Below are 19,991 nucleotides of genomic sequence, written 5' to 3'. Positions count from 1 at the left end.
AGTTTATTTTTTAAAAAGATTTATAATACTTCTGAACGCATCCCCTGTAAGTGGTATAAGACCCCAACCATAATTTCCAACTGCAATTATACCTATAACCTTATAACCTATGGCTATAACACCAAATGATGCATATCCTAAAGCTACAGCCCCTATACTAAGCTTGGATAAAGTAACTCCACCAACTGCTGCTGTAAATGCTGCGGCAATTCCTCCAGCTGCTATATATTGTGCAACAGCAACTCCCCCTGCTGCCACCCATTTTGCAATGGCAATTCCACCAACTGATGCAAGTCCCAGTGCTACTCCTCCTAATGTTAGTAATCCGAGAGCTATTCCTCCTAATGCAACCCCTCCAAGAGCTATTCCTCCCATTGAAAATAACCCAACAGCAATATCTCCAATTGCAACGATACCTACTGCAAGCTTAGGTCTTTTACCTTTTTTACAAGATTTATTATCATATTTTAAATGAAATCCATCTTCACTGCATGTTACTCCATTACTTCTTATACTTACAATTGGTAAGTATTTTGAAGGCCATTGATAATCCACCTCTTGGTCTTTCCATCCAAGATTTAATTTTTTCCTTATTTTATACCAAATTTTATTGTATGTTTTTTGAAACATAGCACTTTCCCCCCTAAGATATTATAACTTAATTACTTCACTAACATTTGACTTATCATTCACATTTATCTCACCTGAATACTCAATAACTTGAATATCACACTCTTCCCCAATTGTGATATTTTTACCTCTAACAAACTTTGCTATTGTGTGTTCCAGATGAATATTATCTCCCTCTATTGAATCAACACACAATGAAGCTCTCTCATTAAATATCCTATCAATAAATCCTTGAAATCCATTTCTTTCTCTAAATGTTACTCTTATATCTTCACCAACAACTTCATCTACTCTGCACTTACCTTGTACTTCAATATCTACCTTGTCAGCATTTATATATTCTTTTATTGTAAATCCACCACTAGCTTTAAACTCGTCACATTCACAGTTTTGAACCTTTCTAATCATACCGCTGATAGATATTTTATTCCCATTTAAAGTTCCTTTTACACTTACAGCACCTGCAATATTAATATCCTCACATGATAAATTTCCATCAACACCTGTAGCCCCAGATATTTCCAAATTTTTACACTGTATATTTCCTTTAATACTAGCAGCCCCACTTACACTCATTTTTTCACATTCAATGTCTCCATGTACACTACCAGCTCCACTTATAGTTACATTTCTGTATCTTCCACCTGTAACCTTCCCTGCACCTGCTAATGTGATATCACCAATCTTTTCATTCATTGTGCTATTCCTCCCAAATTTCTATAAATCTAAAATTAAATACAAAACCTATAACTTAATCTTTTCCCCAACCTCTGCATCTTCGTGTATATCTAATATATCGTAATATTCTACTTTCGCGATTTTGCATCCAGGGCCAATCTTAATATTTTTTCCTCTTACTACACTGCATTCAGTATATTCTATATCAATCTCATTCCCCTCTATGCTTTCACAAACAAAACTTCCTTTCCAAACTGCTTTTACGAAGATTCCAAGAAATGAATTTCCTTGGCTTTTATTTATAGTAATTTTTTCTCCTCCAAGCTCCTTGCTGTAACTCTTACCATCCAGCTTTATATTTATATCTTCACCATTAATTAATCCCTCAACTTTGCATGCTCCATTAATAACTATATTCTCACCCTCAACATCTCCACCAGCAGCTAAGGATCCAGATGTTTGGATAGTGTTAAAATTCATGTCCCCTGTAATTTTTGTTCCACCACTTATTCTTATCTCTTTACCACTCATATTTCCCTCTATAGTTGCTGAACCACTTATTCTTCCTGTTTCACATTTTGTATCTCCAATAATTTTACATGAACCACTTATTCTAAGCTCATCTGTATATACATATCCATCTACACTTGCACTACCACTTATTCCAAATTTATTGCACTTAATATCACCATTTATCTTTCCACTTCCACTTATTTTAACGATATTATATTCTCCACCTGTTATAGTGCTAGATCCTGAAATCTTAACATCTCTTAATTCACTCATTTTAACACCTCCAGATTTAATCTTCCTTTAACATAACAGAATTGCTTCTTACCTTAAGTTTCAATTCTTCCAAATTTGATATAATATTTTCTTTATGAACTTCTTTCATTCCCTCATCAACAAAATATTGTATTCCATTCTCTATTATGATAGTCATTGGTACTCCAAACTTCCTGAATAATACAATGTTGAAACTTTTCTTTTCTAACTTCTTATAATTATATTCTAGTTCTCTTATTATATTCTTTCCTTCTTCCAAACTTACCTGCCCAGATTTCATAAATTTTTCAAGAATAAACATATAAAGTATCTTTTCTAAAGAAAATGCCGTTTCCTCTTTATGAATCATTTTAAAAATGTTTATAGTAAATTCACTTACAATCCCTTTCTCCTTTAATTCCTCATCTCTAAGAAATATATTTTCAAGTTTTGGTTCAAACATATTAGCTATTTCATCTAAAGATAACCCATCCTTCATATTTACTATTTTATCTATTCTTGCTAATATCTTATCTTTAGGAAAGAACGTCTCTTGCCCTGTAAAAGATGATTTTTTTATAAACCAGTCTTCAGGTATAAGTTTCTTTCTTTTCCATCTATATAATTGGCCATATGAAATGCCTGTGATTTCTAAAAGTTCTTTTTTTGATATAAGATTATCACTCATAAATGTTCAACTCCTATTTTTTTTGTTTTTATACTAATATTAATATCTTGTACTTAATGAAGCAATAAGAAAGCATTGTGTTTTAGAAAAGCAAATTGAAAGTTGAAAGTTGAAAATTGAAAGTTGAAAACGTAGGATATTTCTCTTCGAGAAATTTTAATCATATTGTTCTTGGGACAAGAATAGTTTACTCGTTTCATCTTCATGAAACCTTGTATTCTAAATTACAATATTTTATCTAAAGATAAAATGAGTAAACCCCTCTTGTTCTATAGAACAATAAAATATAGTTTTGCGGAGCAAAGCCTCCATCGTTTTCCATTTTCCATTTTGAACTGTTCAGTTATGTTTTATGTCACAATCTTTCTCTATTACTCACTTAGCCCCCCTTTATCCCCTGCACTTTTTTCAACTTTATTATAACTTTATAATTTGTTCTACTTTTGACTCATCATCTATTTCAAGATTATCACTATATTCTATACTCTCAATCTTACATCCTGGACCAATTACAATGTTCTTTCCTCTTATTGTATTTGCTTCAGTTTTCTCAAGGTAAATCTCATCACCTTCAATTACATCACATTTAAATTTACCTTCTCCCTTACCTTTAAAAAATGTAAATGATTTGAACCCTTCTGTCCCAATTCCTCTAACTATCACTCTTCCTGCCCCAATACTTCCAACTTCACAACTCCTAATAACTTCAATATTTACTTCATCAGCAATCAATTCACCCTTAATTTCAAATGCACCTTTACCATTAAAGATTTCACATTCACAATTTCCATCAATATCACATGTTCCATATATTCCAACTTCTATTCCCTCAACATTTCCTTTAATATCACTTGCCCCTGCTATCTTTAATGTTGAACATTTAACATTTCCATTAATATCTCCTGAACCGTTAATTGAAACATCAATTCCATAAGCATCTCCTTTAATATATCCAGATCCATTAATCTTTATAGTCTCGCTCTTAATATTTCCATTTAAATCTCCAGATCCAAAAACCTTATATGATCTACACTCTACATTTCCCTTAATGTCTCCAGAACCCATTATTAAAATATCTCTATAAATTCCGCCTTCCCTATCTGTACAACCAAAAACTTTTAAATCTCTTCTTTCCATAACAGCCTCCTGTAACATAACATTGTTTTGTTTGTTTCTTATTTTTTTAGGACTCCTTTTCATAGTCCTTTACTAAAAATACTTTTAATTTATGTACAGAACTCGCAGTGATTATATCACCTGCGAATTCTATATTAGATTACCATTACTCCGTATATTTCAGGTTTAGTTAACTCTTCTCCAAATTCTTTTTTAGAGCAATTTCTGTATTCTTTATATTCTAATAACAAAAACTCTTTTGATATACCTTGATTTCCAAATATATTTGTATTTTCTTTTCTAAACATATTAATTCTCCTTTTAATTTTAGTTATTTCAATCTACAACTTTCCCTATTTGCTAAAACAATGATCTTTGTAAAGCATTCATCATTTCTCTATCCATTTCTCTATTTAATTCTTCTCTATACAGTTTATATTCACTTGAGTAAAACTCCTTAAGCATATCATTATTTGTCTTTACATTCATCTTCTCTTTTCTAAACATATTTTTTCCCTCCTAATTTTTCATACCTTTTATTTATATTCGAATTATCATATTGTGTTACAATTTTCTGTTGTTATTTTTATTAATTTTTTCTTAAATGGAATATATTTCTTATTTGTTATGAGTTTATTGTAACATAACATTGTTTTGTTGTAAAGGTATTTTATTTATATTTTTTAATATTTTTTTCATTTATTTCCAATCCATCGCTTGTTATAACCCCTAACTCAGCTGCTATAGCCATTTCATCTTTTCAAAACATTGTTCCGTTTCATTAGTAATAACCAATATAACAAGTAACATTGTTTCATTCAGATGCTTAATTTTTAATCATTTATAAATTGATTTATATTTTTTAACCTTTAATTTACTTAACATAATTAATATTTTTCTTGATAATCTCTTTGGAATCTTTTTAATTTCTTAAAATATTAAAAATTTTATTTCTTCTCATATGGTATAATATAATAAAACTATTATGTATTTTGTAATTTCAAAAAAAGAAATAAGGAGGAATAACATGCGTTTTGTAGATAAGCTTGAAAGAAAATTCGGAAGATATGCTATAAAAAATTTAGTTACAAAGTTAGCATATATTTATTCCGCTGTATACATAGCGTTATTTGTTTTTGCATTTGTTGAACCTAGAGCATATTATGCTATCAATAATTTTATGTATTTTGATATAAATTTGGTTTTAAGAGGACAAATATGGCGTATATTTACCTTTATTTTTATGCCTAGTTTTAGGCCTGACATAATAACAACGTTATTTTTATTCTTTATAGTACGATTCATGATGTATATAGGAAATACATTAGAATACTATTGGGGAACATTTAAACTGAATTTGTATTACTTAATAGGAATTGTTTCAGTATTGGTTATATCATCAATTACCAATACACCTATTGCTGATTCTGGACCGCTTCACTTATCTATATTTTTAGCTTGTGCATTTATAGCAGGTGATACTACACTTCATCTATATGGAATACTCCCTGTAAAGATGAAATATTTAGCTTATCTAGATCTTCTTTTTATCGCTTTTGCAGTATTAACACAACCTATTGGTGGTAAGCTTGTGGCATTAGCACCTTTAGTACCATACTTCTTGTTCTTTTGGAAGGATATTTATTATTTACTAATGAATAAAAAAAGATATCATGATTACAGGAAGAATCGTGGAAGCAAGACTTTTACTGCGAATTATGAAAAACCAAAAGTTATGCACAAATGTGAAATTTGCGGTGTGACAGATGTATCAGATCCTAATATGGAATTTAGATATTGCTCTAAATGTGAAGGTCTTCATGAGTATTGCATCGAACATATTAATAATCACGAACACGTAAAATAAATGTATAATTGATAATGTATAATGTATAATGATGGTTGCTTCTCACTTACGTGAGAAGCTATATTTTTGAACTTCATAATAAACAAAAGACTCAGAGCTGCGCTCTGAGTCTTTACTATTTTAATTAAGCAAGTTTTTTAAATGATATTACCGAACTATTTTAAAATGAAATTTTTTTGAACTATTCTTATACTATTCTTAATAGGTTTAATTATTTAACAAATTCAGCACCTTTAGCTAAAGCTTGTTTGTTAACTTCAAAGAATGCTTCTTTACCTTTTGATCCTAATGCTTCTATTAGAGACTCCATTTTGATGATTCCTGTCTTCTCAACGAAAGCTCCTAAAAGAACCATGTTAGCAATTTTTTGAGAACCAATCTCTTTTGCTACTGTTTGTGCTGGGATTTTTATAACCTCAACATCATCTCTTTCAACTTCTCTATCAACTAGGTCGCTATCAACTATGATTAATCCACCCTTTTCAACCATGTGCTCAAACTTATCTAAAGAAGGTCTATTCATTACAACAATTGAAGTAGGATTATTAACTATAGGTGATCCTATTTGATCATCTGTAACTATAACAGAACAGTTAGCTGTTCCACCTCTCATCTCTGGACCGTATGAAGGACACCAAGAAACATTTAAACCTTCATCCATTCCAGCATACGATAGGAATTTACCCATTGAAAGGATTCCTTGTCCACCAAACCCTGCGAATATAATTTCTTGAGACGCCATACTATTTTACCTCCATTGATGTGTCTTTTTTAACCCCAAGAGGATAATATGGGATCATATTCTCTTGCAGCCATGTCATAGATTCTACTGGTGACATACCCCAGTTAGTAGGACATACTGAAAGAACCTCTACCATTGAAAAACCTTTACCATCAATTTGGTTTTGGAAAGCTTTCTTTATAGCTTTCTTTGCTTTATTTATGTTTGGAACAGTATCAACAGATACTCTTTCAATGAAACAAGGTCCATCTAAAGTAGCTAACATTTCAGATACTCTTATTGGATTACCTTGTGTTTTTAAATCTCTTCCATATGGAGAAGTTTGAGTAACTTGACCTGGTAATGTTGTTGGAGCCATTTGTCCACCAGTCATTCCATAGATACAGTTATTTACGAATATTGTAACAATATTCTCTCCTCTAGCTGCTGCGTGTACTATTTCAGCAGTACCAATAGCCGCTAAGTCTCCATCTCCTTGGTATGTAAATACCACTGAATCAGGTTTAACTCTCTTAACTCCAGTTGCAACAGCTGGCGCTCTACCATGTGCTGCCTCAAACATATCACATGCAAAATAGTCATATGCTAAAACTGAACATCCAACAGGCGCAACCCCTATTGCTTTATCAATAACTTCTAACTCTTCTAATACCTCTCCTACAAGTCTGTGTATTACTCCATGAGTACATCCTGGACAGTAATGAGTAGGTACATCTACTAAACCTTTAGTTGGTTGAAATACTACCGCCATTATTTTGCACCTCCTACGATCTCTTTAACTTTGTTAAGGATATCTTCTGGATGTGGAACCATTCCACCCACTCTTCCATAGAAATGAACTGGTTTTCTTCCTTCAACGCTTAATCTTACATCCTCAATCATTTGTCCACAACTCATCTCTACTGATATATAACCATGCTTAGTATTATCAATAGTTTTGTTGAAAGCTTCAACTGGATAAGGCCAAATAGTAATTGGTCTAATTAAACCAAGCTTGATTCCTTCTGCTTCAGCCATTTTAACAACATTCTTACAGATTCTAGCTGTTGTTCCGTAAGCAACCATTATTAAATCAGTTTCACCTTCACAGTTAAACATTTCATATTTAGTTTCATTCTTTTCAATTTCTTGATATTTAGCAGCTAACTTATAGTTATGCTCTTCTAATTCTTCTGGTTTTAAGAATAAAGAGTTGATTATGTTGTGCTGTGTTCTTCCATTTAACCCTGCAGCAGCCCAAGTTTTTTCTGGAAGTTCTCTTTGCTCTCTCTCTTTAAATTCAACTGGTTCCATCATTTGACCTAACATACCATCTCCAACTACCATAACTGGAGTTCTGTATATATCTGCTACATCAAATCCCTCTTGTACAAGGTCAACCATTTCTTGAATTGAACTTGGAGCATAAACTGGCATTTTGAAATCTCCGTGTGCTCCACCTTTAGTAGCTTGGAAGTAGTCAGATTGTGCTGGTTGGATTCCTCCTAAACCAGGGCCTCCTCTTACTATATTTATAATAACGCATGGAAGCTCTGCTCCTGCAATATATGAAATACCTTCTGCTTTTAAGCTTATTCCTGGAGATGAAGATGAAGTCATAACTCTAACCCCTGCTCCTGCAGCTCCATAAACCATGTTTATTGCAGCAACTTCACTTTCTGCTTGTAAAAATACTTTTCCTATTTTAGGCATTTTCTTTGCCATATATGCTGATACCTCAGTTTGAGGTGTTATTGGATAACCGTAGAATGCTTCACAACCTGATCTAATCGCAGCTTCTGCAATAGCTTCGTTACCCTTCATTAAAACCTTTTCACCCATTGTAAATACCTCCTTATCTTTCAACAGTAATAACTAAATCTGGACAAATTTTTCCACAAGAACCACATCCGATACAATCTTTCATCTTGTCTTCTGTCACAGTTGCTGGATGATACCCTTTAACGTTTAATCCTTCAGAAAAGCTAATAATCTTTTTAGGGCAAGCTACTAAACAGTGACCACAGCCCTTACATCTTTCTTCTCTAAAAATTACTTTTGCCATTGACCTTTTCCCTCCTTATACATATTACCATTATCATTCATTCCTTTTAAGAAACGTATTGCTGAAATAATACTTAATATTTAGAAGATTTAAACCATAATAATATATAATAAATTAATTTTAATCTGCCATAAATGCTCTCCAAGGCGGCATCATAAAGATGTCAATTGGAAATATTTCTTCCCCTTTAACTTTTCCTTTTATTATGTCCTCAAAATCACGCCTGCATACAGTGTACGCATAAGGAATTCCTAATCTTTCTGAAAGAACTGTTACTTCTCTGTCTCCCTTAAGAATATCCTCTTCAGTTGTTTCATAAGACAAGTTAGTATTGCTAATCAATTTAGTGGCTTTTAACCTTGAAGCATATTCAATTTCTTGAACGTACTCTTCAGCAGTTTTGGAATCTTGAGTAAATGGTCTATTAGTATTTATTACAAAAAACATCTCATAAGGCTCAGCTTTTATATATTTATTATACTGTCCTAATGCAGTTGCACCCATATCATCGCCACCAATATCTATAACAACCTCATAGCTCTTATCATGAAATACTGAAAGTACCTCTGGTGGTACCACCATAAGTTCAGCATTTACATAATCAGGGTTTGATGAAATAACTTTAATACCTTTTTCTTCTAACTGCTCTTTTAGCTCTCTAACACAAAAAAACGGATTTACTACATCTAAATCAACTATGACAACTTTTTTTCCTTGCTCTGCAAGTTTTATTGCATAATTAATTGATATTTCAGTCTTTCCGCTCCCAAAGTGGCCTGTAAATATGCTAATTCTACTCATTTTGTATCACCACCTTATGCTTAATCTTTAATAATAATATACCATATATTATTTAAAAAAAACATAGTGATTGTGATTTTTTATAAAAAATCAATCAATTGACATTAATATTTCATTTTTGATTAGAAATGATTATTTTATTGCATCAACTGAGGTAAAAAAAGCACAACCTATGTGCTTGATAGAAACAAATTGAGAGTTGAGAATTGAGAATGATGGATGTTTCTGCTAAGGCAGAAACTACATTTTATTGTTCTTTAGCTCAATAGGTTTTTCTCATTTTATCTTTAGATAAAATATTGTAGTTAAATACAATGTTTCATACAAATGAAACGAGTATCCCTTTATTGTCCAAGGAACAATAAAATTAAAATTTCTCGGAGAGAAATGTCCATCATTCTCCATTCTACATTCTCAATTCTCAATTATGGTTTTATTTATATTCTTTCGCTTCCTCTTCTCCATTAAGAACACTAAGAGCTCCTTGTGCTAATGCAAGCATCTCATCTTCTCCTGGATAAATAACAACTGGTGCTATAAATTCAACTCTTTCACTAATATATTCAGTGATATATTTACTGTATGCAATTCCACCTGTTAAGATTATTGCATCTACTTTTCCACTTAGAACAGCTGCACATTGACCAATCTCTTTTGCTACTTGATAAGCCATAGCATCTTGAATTAATTTAGCTTTTTCATCACCAGCATCAGCCATTTTACCTACTTCTCTAGTATCATTACTTCCTAAGTAAGCAACAATTCCACCTTTTCCAGTGATCTTCTTTTTAATTTCTTGGATAGTATACTTTCCGCTATAACACATCTTAACAAGAGATCCAATTGGTAATCCGCCAGATCTTTCTGGTGAGAATGGACCTTCTCCATCTAATGCATTATTAACATCAATTACTCTTCCATCTCTATGAGCCCCTACAGATATTCCTCCACCTAAGTGAGCTACAATAACATTCACATCTGAATATTTTTTATCATTTTCCTTAGCATATCTTTTAGCAACTGCCTTCTGGTTAAGAGCATGGAATATACTCATTCTTTCAATTTCAGGCATACCAGAAACTCTTGCAACCTCGTCCATTTCATCAACAACAACTGGGTCAACAATATATGAAGGAATATTTAATCCTTTAGCTATTTCATTAGCAATTATTCCACCAAGATTTGAAGCATGTTGTCCAAGTACTCCAACTTTTAAATCTTCAAGCATTGCCTCATTAACATCATATGTTCCACCTTCGATTGGTTTAAGTAATCCACCTCTACCAACTACAGCATCTAATTCATTTATATCAAATTTCTTATCTTTTAATACTTTTAATATTACATCTTTTCTAAAATCAAACTGCTCAAAAATTGAAGCATATCTTCCTATCTCTTCTGCAGTGTGTCTTAAAGTTTCTAAAACTATAGCTTTTTCATCTTCATAAACAGCAATTTTTGTAGACGTTGAACCTGGATTAATAACTAACATTTTCATAGACATTTACATTTCCTCCTAAATTCTCTCTCGTTTTAGATATCTCAGTTCAATAATTTATTTAAACAATTCCATAACTCATTAAACCTTTGAGATTTTGGACTTGTTTAAATAAAATTTCACAGTAGATTCTCTCGTTAATAACTCTATTTATTTAATAACTCTGCAACTAATGCTGCCAAAGCAATTGAGTTCATCTTAGTTTCATATGAATCCGCTCTTGATGTAACTATAACTGGTGCTGCAGCTCCTATTAAAAGCCCACCATTCTTACTTTCAGTTGTAAATGCTAATGTTTTGTACATTACATTACCAGCTTCAATATTAGGCATTAACATTATATCAGCTTTTCCAGCCACTGGACTGTCGATTCCTTTATGTTTTGCAGCTTCTTCTGATAATGCATTATCGATTGCTAGTGGTCCATCAATTAAGCATCCTTTGATTTGTCCTCTTGCGTTCATTTGTGATAATGCTGCTGCATCTAAAGTTGGAGGCATTTTAGGATTAACAACCTCTACTGCACAAATAGGTGCTACTTTAGGAAGTTCTGTTCCTAATGCTTTAGAAACTGTAACTGCATTCTTTACAATTTCAACCTTTTCATTAAGATCAGGATACTTGTTCATAGCAGCATCTGTTACTAATATTAATCTATCAAATTTTGGCACTTCAAATACTGCCACATGAGACATTAACCCTTTTGTTCTTAAACCAATCTCTTTATCTAATACAGCTCTTAAGAAGTTTGCAGTATCTATTAATCCCTTCATAACCATATGCGCTCTTTTACTTGAAACACATTCAACTGCAATTCTAGCTGCTTTCTTTATATCTAATTCGTTTATTACTTCAACATTACTTAAATCCATATCAATTTTTGCAGCAATCTCTCTTATTTTAGTCTCATCACCAACAAGTATTGCATTAGCAATCCCTTGTTCATTTGCTGCTTTTACCGCTTCAAGAACGTGTTCATCTTGAGCAACTGCTACTGAAACAGTTTTTCTTTCAATTTCTTTTGCTTTTCTTAATACGCTTTCAAAACTGTTAACCATTACATCTGCACCTCATTTTCATATATTTTAGCTTTCTCTTCCTCTTTTATAACTCTAATAGCACCTTGTGCTAATGCTAACATTTCATCTTCTCCTGGTACAAGTTCTACAGGAGCTATAAATTCAACTCTCTCTTTAATCCAATTTTGAAGACGTTCATTATATGCTAAACCACCTGTCAAGATTATTGCATCCACTTTACCTTTTAACGCAATTGACATTCCTGCTATTTCTTTTGCAATCTGATATGCCATAGCTTTAAAAATAAGTTCAGCTTTTTCATCGCCATTTTCAATAAGCTTATCAACTTCTCTACCATCATTTGTTCCTAGATATCCTACTAATCCTGCTTTACCTATAATTTTCTTTTTCAATTCCTTATAATTGTATTTTCCACTGAAGGCAAGCTTAACAACATCCCCAACTGGTAGTCCCCCAGCTCTTTCTGGTGAAAAAGGTCCCATTTCATTTGCATTATTCACGTCTAATATTCTTCCATTTAATATTGGAGAAATTGATATTCCTCCTCCAAGGTGCGCAACAATAAATGAAGAGTCATCCAATTCCAATCCTTTTTTTGCACATACTCTTCTTGTTACGGCTTTAATATTTAATGCATGAACCAAAGATACTCTATTTAATTCAGGTATACCTGATATTCTAGCTACATCTTCCATTTCATCAACTGCAACAGGGTCAACTATCATAGCTGGAATATCAACCTTATTCGCTATCTCATTAGCAATTATTCCTCCAAGGTTTGAAGCATGTTCACCTTGATATCCAATTCTTAAATCTTCAATCATCTTTGGTGTAACAGTATATGTTCCACCTGGCATAGGTCTTAATAACCCTCCTCGACCAACAACTGCAGCAATTTCATTTAATGACACACCCTTTTCTTTAAGCCACTTCATTATAACAGCAGTTCTCATATCCTTCTGGTCGTAAATCTTTTCGTATTTCCCCACTTCTTCACTACTGTGTGATACGTTCTCACTAACAATGCACTCTTCCATTTTATTAAAAAGCGCCACCTTAGTAGATGTAGATCCTGGATTTATTGCCAGTATGTAACTTTTTTTGCTCATTTATTTACCCTCCATGATTATTATTTCCCTTAACAGAATTTTAGCACAATATATTCATTTCCCAATTTATATTTTATTAAAAAGCTATGTAATAATCAATTCGTCAGTTCTACGTATTAAAGTCTAGGCTATTTAGCCCAATTTTTCATTATTTCTTCTCCACATTTTATTCCATCGACAGCTGCTGAAATTATTCCTCCTGCATACCCTGCACCTTCACCACAAGGATATAATCCATCAATATTTAAGCTTTGAAGATTTTCCCTTCTATTCATTCTTACTGGAGCTGATGTTCTTGTTTCAACTCCAACCATTATTCCATCTCCATAAGTAAATCCTTTTATTTTTCTTTCAAAGTTTTCAAATCCTTCTCTTAATGGTTCAATTAACTCTATAGGTAAACACTCTTCCATATTTGCAAGTGTATATCCTGGAGTATAAGTAGGTTTAACTGATAGTAAATCAGTAGTTTTTTTACCTACCATGAAATCTTTTATTAATTGAACAGGAGCTTTATAATCTCCACCACCTGTTTTAAAGGCTAATTCTTCATATTTTCTCTGATATGCTATAGCATCCATAGGATTATCCCCAAAATCTTTATTACCAACAGAAACAACAACAGCTGAATTAGCATTTTCATTATCTCTTGCATAATAACTCATACCATTTGTCACAACTCTATTTTCCTCTGAAGCTGCTGCAACAACAAAACCTCCAGGACACATACAAAAACTATATACTGATCTTTCTTTATCATCTGTAGTATATGTTAATTTGTATTCTGCTGCTTTAAGCCTTTCATGTCCTGCATAAATACCATATTGATTAGTATCTATAAGAGTTTGAGGATGTTCAACTCTTACTCCTATTGCAAATGGCTTTGATTCCATATGCACTCCTTTTTCATATAACATTTCATATGTATCTCTAGCACTATGTCCTATTGCCATAATAATTACATCACAAGAGATTAATTCACCATTAACTTTTATACCTGTAACCACGTTATCTTTTATGATAACCTCTTCAAGTTTTGCTCCAAATCTTACTTCTCCACCTAATTCAATTATTTCTTCTCTAATATTCTTTACAACATCTTTTAAAATATCAGTTCCTATATGAGGTTTATTTTTGTATAAGATTTCCTCTGGTGCTCCAGCTTTCACCATCTCTTCAACAACAGTAGTACATCTTATATCTTTAATTCTAGTAGTCAATTTTCCATCAGAAAAAGTTCCTGCTCCCCCTTCTCCAAATTGAACATTACTATTAAGATTTAGCTTTCCTGTTTCCCAAAACTTCTGAACCTCTTCAGTTCTCTTATCAACATCTGAACCTCTTTCAATAATTAACGGTTTATATCCATGTTTAGCTAGAGTTAGACCTGCAAACAAACCTGCAGGCCCCATACCAACTACTACTGGTCTATTATTAAGAGGTTTTTCTCCATATGGGAATTTCTCTTTACTTTTTTTCTTTATTACAGATATGTCTTTCCCTTGCAACCTTCTTCCTAACTTCTCTTCATTTTTAACTTTTACCTCTACAGTATAAGTGAACTTAATAGTATCTTTTTTTCTTGCATCAATAGACTCCTTAAGTATATTCATGTATATTATTTCATTATGATGAATTCCAATTTTTCTAGCGGCTTTAATTTTTAACTTTTCCATTGACTCTTCTATATTTAAAACTATATTACTAACTTTAATCATTGATTAAATTCCTCTCTTGTTTATGATTTATTATTCATTATCTGTAGTCTCTCCAAAATCCTCATCTGAACTATTGTTTTCTGTGTTTATTGTATCTACCTCATTCTCTTCATTGTTACTCTCTGCATCATTTTCATTTGCAGCATCATTCAACTCTTCTTTTTTTTCAAGTTCAATCTTTACGGACTCTATATCCGATTGCACTATTTCAATATTTTCAGGTTTCTCAATATAAATTGGCACTATATGAATACCTTCTTTTAACCCTTCTAAATCTACTATACATTTAATTTTGTCATAATCTAACTCTTTAATAACACTCTCAATTCCTCTTATTTTTAGATTTATAGTTCTATATTGAATTTGTGTATTAAACTGGTCATCTAAATTTGAAATTGTTATTAATCTAGTAATATCTTTATCTACTATTTTCTCTATTTCTATTTTGATTTCAACATACTCAGTTCCATCTATTACAGTTATCCCCTCTGGAACTACAATTTTTAGAGAAATGTTTTCATTATCTTTTATAGATTGTAAATCTATTTTTTCTGTTTCAATAAACTCTATTAACTCCAATTCCTTTTCATTTCCTGAAATTTTTATTTCTTGAATGTTACTAGATATTGATTTTAAGTGTAAGTTCTTCTCAAGCTCCCCAAATGTATTTACCTTTATTGGCACTAATTTTGTTTTGTCCACAGGTATATTTACTTTTATCTTATCCGGATACAATCCAACTTTCTTTATTTCAGCCCCTGTTGAGTCTACAGCTTTTACTGTTGCTTCAGTGTTTACATCCTTATCTGCTCCTTCTAATTGAACTTCGGCAACAATCATCTTAATTAGACTTATTTCTTTTTCTGCACCAGAAACAACAATACTATCTGGGCTCTTATTTGTTTTATGTGCATAATACCCCTGCTTCGGATTTCCCTTCAGTGATACACTTACCTTGAATTCTTTTTCTATATACGCATCTAAATGAATAGGAATTAACATTTGTTGATTCTGAATAACGTTTACTCCATTTGGATAATCTTCAACAGTTACAAGTATTTTATTTTCCCCTTTTTTCAATGCTAAAGAATCTAAATCAACCATTACTTTAAAATCATCTTTAGTAAGTTTCTTTACCTGTGATGTAGGACCTTTTATAGTTAGATCCACAGTGTATCCATTTTCATCCACCAATATTAACCCACTGTACTTCAGTTTATCCTCATTCAAAATTTCCACCGGAACTCTTTTTATGTTATATGTAATTATTGGATTTTCAACATTAGAAACATATACTCTAAGAACTATTGCTGCAATTATACAACAAATCTTAATTATTAACTGCTTTTTCTTTTCTTGATCCACTGTTTCACCTTCTCCCCAACCCCTATATTGTCTCTTTCATTTTTTTCCATAAAAGCAAGTAGAACATTTCTTAATTTTTCTTTATTATAATTTCTTAATAACTTCCCATTTATAGCTAGTGAAATAATTCCTGTTTCCTCCGATACAACAATCACAATAGCATCTGAATTTTCAGAGGCGCTAATTGCCGCTCTATGTCTAGTACCTAAATGCTGCCCTATTGTTCCATTAGTTGTCAAAGATGGCACAAAACATCCTGCTGCTACTATTCTTTTATCTCTAAGAATACATGCACCATCATGCAATGGAGTATTAACAACAAAAATATTTTCAAGTAAACTTGATGAAATTAATGCATCTAACCTAGTACCTGTATTAATTATCTCCCCTAATCCTGTTTTTTGCTCTACCATAATTAATGCTCCAGTTCTTGATAGTGATAAATTATCAACTGCATCAATTATGTTACTTATTAATTTATTTCTCTCTTCTTTATCTAACTGAACATTTTTATCAAAAATAGATGTCCTACCTATCTTTTCAAGAGCTCTTCTTACTTCTGGTTGAAAAATAATAACAAAAGATAATAATCCAATTGTTATTGTATTATTTAATATCCAATGAAGCATTGTAAGATTAAAAAATTCACTTATTGGAATTATTAAAAATATTAAAACAACTCCTTTAAGTAACTGCTCTGCACGAGTTTCCTTTATTAAGTTATATATCTTAAAAAATAAAAAAGAAACAACAATAACATCCAATATTTGACTAACACTTATACTTCTTACAGCATTTAAGAATGCCTCGTAAAGACCTTCCACAACCTTCACTCCCTATTATTTTCTAAAATAATTATACTATAATAGTCTTTGTAAAGTATACCATTATAATAGGTTTTTTAAATATATTTATATATTATGTTTCCTTTTTTATGGTATTATATTTATATAAATATAAGAGAGGAGATTAATTATGCGCACTTTTGGAAAAAGGCTGTTAAAGTTCATTATTATTTTGTGTATAATAGCCCTTGTTTCTATTGGAGTATTTTTTTATTTTTACAATATGATGACAAAGACTTCTTATTCAAAATATGATACTGTTTTCTCAGAAACAGTTAATTCAATAAATAAAACTAATAGTTCAATATCATTTTCAGAAAATATAACTTCTATAGATGATAATTTAAAAGCACAGATTGAGACTGCTCGTGATTCTCTAGTTAATGAAAGAAATGCTCTAAAAAAAGAGAATCCTCCTAGTAAATATAACGACTTATATTCCAATATACTCGCTGGACTTGAATATAATATTAAAATTTACAAAGAAGTTCTTCAATTATCAAATTTAAATGATGATAATGCTCTTCAGGAGTCTCTTGAGAACTTAAATCACTATGCTAATAATTGTATAAAACATTATTCATTTACTGATAATTCTTCTTTTAACGTAATTTTTCCTGAGGAAACTCATAACATGGTTAAATTTGCTCAAAAATACATATTAGACAAAAGAGCTCTAAATGATAAATTATTATTAGAGAATTCCGCAAAAGAAAAGTATATTTTTGAACTAGAATCTGTATATTCAAGATTTATTTCAATATTTCAAAACAGAAATAAACTTCAATCATTAGAAAATGCTAGATCTGAAAATGCATATGAAGATTTATTAACTAAATTGGATAATGAGTTAAAAACACTAAATGATTTACTATTTGATGCTAAACCGATAATAGCACCTGTAAATATAGACGATTTGACAGATGAATTACATGAATTAATATACAACTATATTATTTATGTACAGTATTTTAAACATGCTGTATCTTTTGAAATGAATTCTGGCATGATAGATGATACTGTTGAATCTCAATTAAATCAATTATATGATTTAGCTAATTCTGAATTAACTAAATGTGAAGCCAAATGCAAAAGTTTCGAAAATAAATTTCAACCATTAAAAAAGCTTTTAGATTAACTATATATAAAAATTTAAATATTACTTTAACCCTAGTATCTCTGTTTGAGTTGCTAGGGTTCTTTCATGTATTATTTTGTTTCTTAAGGGGATAATATGATAACAAACATATAATAGGAGTGTTTTAAATGATATCTTTTAGTAATATCTTGATGAGCATTTTACTGGCTTTTAATCTATCAGCCTTCCAATTAAATGAAGATACCGATATTACATTAGTATACAGTGAGGATGAGATTACTAATCTTCTGTATAAAGAAAATATGAATCCAATTGCAGTGTTTAACAATACTTATAAACATATTTCAATAACTTCAGCTGATGTTGATTTTATGGCTAGAGTAGTTTATGGAGAAAGTGCAGCCGAACCCTATGCAGGCAAAGTGGCTGTAGCTTCTGTAATAATAAACAGAGTTCTTGATGATAAGTTCCCTTCAACTGTTTCAGGCGTGATAAAACAAAAAGGAGCTTTTTCTTGTGTTAAAAACGGTATAATAAATGCTAAACCAAATGAAGATTGCTATAACGCAGTATATGATGCTTTAATGGGGGCAGACCCAACTAATGATTCTTTATTTTTTTATAATCCCCAAATTGCAACATGCCAGTGGATGAAATCAGTAAAGAAAGACAATTTGATAAGAATCGGTAATCATGTTTTTTTCGTTTCAAACTAACATAAAGAACAGCTAAATATTATTAGCTGTTCTTTTATAGTTCCTATTTTAAATTATTCACATAACTTACAGCACTTAAAGATGCCACACATCCTTCTCCAGCTGCCTTAATATACTGATATGGTTTTCCAACACAATCCCCAGCAGCGAAACATCCTGGCAGATTAGTCTCCATATTTCTATTTACTTTAATATGACCATCCTCTAGTTCAAGCCCTGGTACAAGTTGATCTGGCATTATGCTATCTTTCATTATAAATATTCCATCAACGAATAATTCACTATTATTAAATTTTATACCTTTAGCATATTCGTCTCCCAAAATTTCAACAGGAACATCTTTTATAATTTCAATATCTTCTGGCAATGTTAATTTATCCTTAAACATTGGAACAAAATAAACTTTTTCCGCAAGTTCATTAACATACTTTGCATCTTCCACCGCTTCCATATTGTGACCAATTATAGCTACTTTTTTTCCTTTATATAATGGAGCATCACAAGTTGCACAATATCCCACACCTTTTCCTAAGAATTCTAATTCTCCTTTTAAAGGCTTAGTATATTCAATGCCTGTAGCCATAATAATACTTGTAGCTTCATACATTTTTTCATTTACCATGAGAGCAAAATACTCCCCCATAGCATAAACATTTGTAATTCTTTCGTAAGTTATTTTAATTCCAATTTCATCTATATGCTCCTGAAATGCATTCTTTAATTCATTTCCAGTAACAAGTGGTAACCCAAGATAGTTTGATACCTTTGGAGCCTTTACTACCTTATGACTTAATTCTTCAATACCGAAAATTATAATTTTTTTGTTTCTAATCGAGGCATTAATAGCTGCCTGAAGTCCAGCCGGACCACTTCCTATTATGGCTATATCATATCTTTCTCCAGCCATATTATATCACCTCTACTAAATATTTTGTTTTATTATAGCCTCCAGCGCCTGTTTAGGCTTGAAACCTATAGATGTATCAACAACTTTTCCACCTTTGAACATCATTACTGTGGGTATACTTGTTACTTTAAAGTGATTAGCTAAGGCTGGATTATCATCTACATTAAGCTTCGCAAATTTAACTTTATCACCATATTCATTATTTAATTGTTCCATTATTGGAGCTATCATTTTGCACGGACCACACCAAGGTGCCCAAAAGTCAACAACAACTAAATCATTTGATTCTGCAACTTCTTTATTAAAATTATTTTGAGTAATTTCTAACATGTCTTACCTCCACACGTACCCCCTCAGGGTATA

The 19,991-nt window shown here is 31.5% G+C and carries 23 protein-coding genes; 3 read left to right on the top strand and 20 right to left on the bottom strand.

The features are described from left to right. Nucleotides 1-3: 3 nt before the first annotated feature. From OW730_RS04710 to OW730_RS04680, 7 genes are all read right to left on the bottom strand, one after another. On the bottom strand, nt 4-630 hold the full coding sequence (locus OW730_RS04710) for a hypothetical protein (RefSeq protein WP_271227914.1): 627 nt from the start codon (nt 628-630) through the stop codon (nt 4-6). A gap of 21 nt (nt 631-651) precedes the next feature. Continuing rightward, nucleotides 652-1,326: a polymer-forming cytoskeletal protein gene (locus tag OW730_RS04705; RefSeq protein ID WP_271227913.1), complete on the bottom strand. Its 675-nt coding sequence runs from the start codon at nt 1,324-1,326 to the stop codon at nt 652-654. A 48-nt stretch (nt 1,327-1,374) separates the two neighbouring features. Further along, nucleotides 1,375-2,094, bottom strand: a complete 720-nt coding sequence (locus OW730_RS04700; protein WP_271227912.1) for a polymer-forming cytoskeletal protein — start codon at nt 2,092-2,094, stop codon at nt 1,375-1,377. Between the two features lie 16 nt (nt 2,095-2,110). Next, on the bottom strand, nt 2,111-2,761 hold the full coding sequence (locus tag OW730_RS04695; RefSeq protein ID WP_271227911.1) for a YhbD family protein: 651 nt from the start codon (nt 2,759-2,761) through the stop codon (nt 2,111-2,113). A gap of 417 nt (nt 2,762-3,178) precedes the next feature. Continuing rightward, nucleotides 3,179-3,898, bottom strand: coding sequence for a cell shape determination protein CcmA (locus OW730_RS04690; protein WP_271227910.1), 720 nt, complete (start codon nt 3,896-3,898; stop codon nt 3,179-3,181). Nucleotides 3,899-4,032: 134 nt separating this feature from the next. Further along, nucleotides 4,033-4,185: a hypothetical protein gene (locus OW730_RS04685; protein ID WP_271227909.1), complete on the bottom strand. Its 153-nt coding sequence runs from the start codon at nt 4,183-4,185 to the stop codon at nt 4,033-4,035. Between the two features lie 52 nt (nt 4,186-4,237). After that, entirely contained in the window at nt 4,238-4,384 is a 147-nt protein-coding gene (locus OW730_RS04680) for a hypothetical protein (RefSeq protein WP_271227908.1), read from the bottom strand. A 520-nt stretch (nt 4,385-4,904) separates the two neighbouring features. Between OW730_RS04680 and OW730_RS04675 the strand changes: the two genes are divergently transcribed. Continuing rightward, nucleotides 4,905-5,744 carry a hypothetical protein gene (locus OW730_RS04675; protein ID WP_271227907.1) on the top strand — a complete coding sequence of 280 codons (840 nt, stop codon included), beginning with the start codon at nt 4,905-4,907 and terminating at the stop codon, nt 5,742-5,744. Between the two features lie 211 nt (nt 5,745-5,955). Here OW730_RS04675 and OW730_RS04670 read toward each other — a convergent pair whose 3' ends face one another. The 11 genes from OW730_RS04670 to cdaA form a co-directional block, all read right to left on the bottom strand. Further along, nucleotides 5,956-6,486, bottom strand: a complete 531-nt coding sequence (locus OW730_RS04670; RefSeq protein ID WP_271227906.1) for a 2-oxoacid:acceptor oxidoreductase family protein — start codon at nt 6,484-6,486, stop codon at nt 5,956-5,958. A 1-nt stretch (nt 6,487) separates the two neighbouring features. Continuing rightward, nucleotides 6,488-7,237 (bottom strand): thiamine pyrophosphate-dependent enzyme, encoded by a 750-nt coding sequence (locus tag OW730_RS04665; RefSeq protein WP_271227905.1) that lies wholly within the window; start codon nt 7,235-7,237, stop codon nt 6,488-6,490. Next, entirely contained in the window at nt 7,237-8,307 is a 1,071-nt protein-coding gene (locus tag OW730_RS04660) for a 3-methyl-2-oxobutanoate dehydrogenase subunit VorB (RefSeq protein WP_271227904.1), read from the bottom strand. The genes OW730_RS04665 and OW730_RS04660 overlap by 1 nt, the downstream gene beginning before the upstream one ends. Nucleotides 8,308-8,320: 13 nt before the next feature. Then, entirely contained in the window at nt 8,321-8,530 is a 210-nt protein-coding gene (locus tag OW730_RS04655; protein ID WP_271227903.1) for a 4Fe-4S dicluster domain-containing protein, read from the bottom strand. Between the two features lie 120 nt (nt 8,531-8,650). Then, a complete protein-coding gene (locus OW730_RS04650; protein ID WP_271227902.1) occupies nt 8,651-9,331 on the bottom strand; it encodes a nucleotide-binding protein in 681 nt (226 codons plus the stop codon). 433 nt (nt 9,332-9,764) lie between these two features. Further along, complete coding sequence (buk, locus tag OW730_RS04645) at nt 9,765-10,835, bottom strand: butyrate kinase (protein ID WP_271227901.1); 1,071 nt, start codon at nt 10,833-10,835, stop codon at nt 9,765-9,767. 140 nt (nt 10,836-10,975) lie between these two features. Then, nucleotides 10,976-11,887: a phosphate butyryltransferase gene (gene ptb, locus OW730_RS04640; RefSeq protein ID WP_271227900.1), complete on the bottom strand. Its 912-nt coding sequence runs from the start codon at nt 11,885-11,887 to the stop codon at nt 10,976-10,978. Next, a complete protein-coding gene (gene buk, locus OW730_RS04635; protein WP_271227899.1) occupies nt 11,887-12,978 on the bottom strand; it encodes a butyrate kinase in 1,092 nt (363 codons plus the stop codon). The genes ptb and buk (OW730_RS04635) overlap by 1 nt, the downstream gene beginning before the upstream one ends. A 128-nt stretch (nt 12,979-13,106) precedes the next feature. Next, entirely contained in the window at nt 13,107-14,696 is a 1,590-nt protein-coding gene (locus OW730_RS04630) for an NAD(P)/FAD-dependent oxidoreductase (protein ID WP_271227898.1), read from the bottom strand. A gap of 30 nt (nt 14,697-14,726) precedes the next feature. After that, on the bottom strand, nt 14,727-16,061 hold the full coding sequence (locus OW730_RS04625) for a CdaR family protein (protein ID WP_271227897.1): 1,335 nt from the start codon (nt 16,059-16,061) through the stop codon (nt 14,727-14,729). Then, nucleotides 16,034-16,885 carry a diadenylate cyclase CdaA gene (gene cdaA, locus OW730_RS04620; RefSeq protein ID WP_271227896.1) on the bottom strand — a complete coding sequence of 284 codons (852 nt, stop codon included), beginning with the start codon at nt 16,883-16,885 and terminating at the stop codon, nt 16,034-16,036. The genes OW730_RS04625 and cdaA overlap by 28 nt, the downstream gene beginning before the upstream one ends. Before the next feature lie 151 nt (nt 16,886-17,036). Here cdaA and OW730_RS04615 point away from each other — a divergent pair, with 151 nt between their 5' ends. Next, nucleotides 17,037-18,044: a hypothetical protein gene (locus OW730_RS04615; protein ID WP_271227895.1), complete on the top strand. Its 1,008-nt coding sequence runs from the start codon at nt 17,037-17,039 to the stop codon at nt 18,042-18,044. Between the two features lie 128 nt (nt 18,045-18,172). Beyond that, nucleotides 18,173-18,721 carry a cell wall hydrolase gene (locus OW730_RS04610; protein ID WP_271227894.1) on the top strand — a complete coding sequence of 183 codons (549 nt, stop codon included), beginning with the start codon at nt 18,173-18,175 and terminating at the stop codon, nt 18,719-18,721. A 43-nt stretch (nt 18,722-18,764) separates the two neighbouring features. On the opposite strand, the gene OW730_RS04605 is transcribed toward OW730_RS04610, so the two are convergent. Further along, on the bottom strand, nt 18,765-19,628 hold the full coding sequence (locus tag OW730_RS04605) for an NAD(P)/FAD-dependent oxidoreductase (protein ID WP_271227893.1): 864 nt from the start codon (nt 19,626-19,628) through the stop codon (nt 18,765-18,767). Nucleotides 19,629-19,643: 15 nt separating this feature from the next. After that, a complete protein-coding gene (trxA, locus tag OW730_RS04600) occupies nt 19,644-19,958 on the bottom strand; it encodes a thioredoxin (protein ID WP_271227892.1) in 315 nt (104 codons plus the stop codon). Between the last annotated feature and the right edge of the window lie 33 nt (nt 19,959-19,991).

It is taken from the genome of Oceanirhabdus sp. W0125-5 (genome assembly GCF_027938815.1).
In the GTDB taxonomy this organism is placed as follows: domain Bacteria; phylum Bacillota; class Clostridia; order Clostridiales; family Clostridiaceae; genus Oceanirhabdus.
This window is presented reverse-complemented; position numbering and strand designations above follow the sequence as displayed.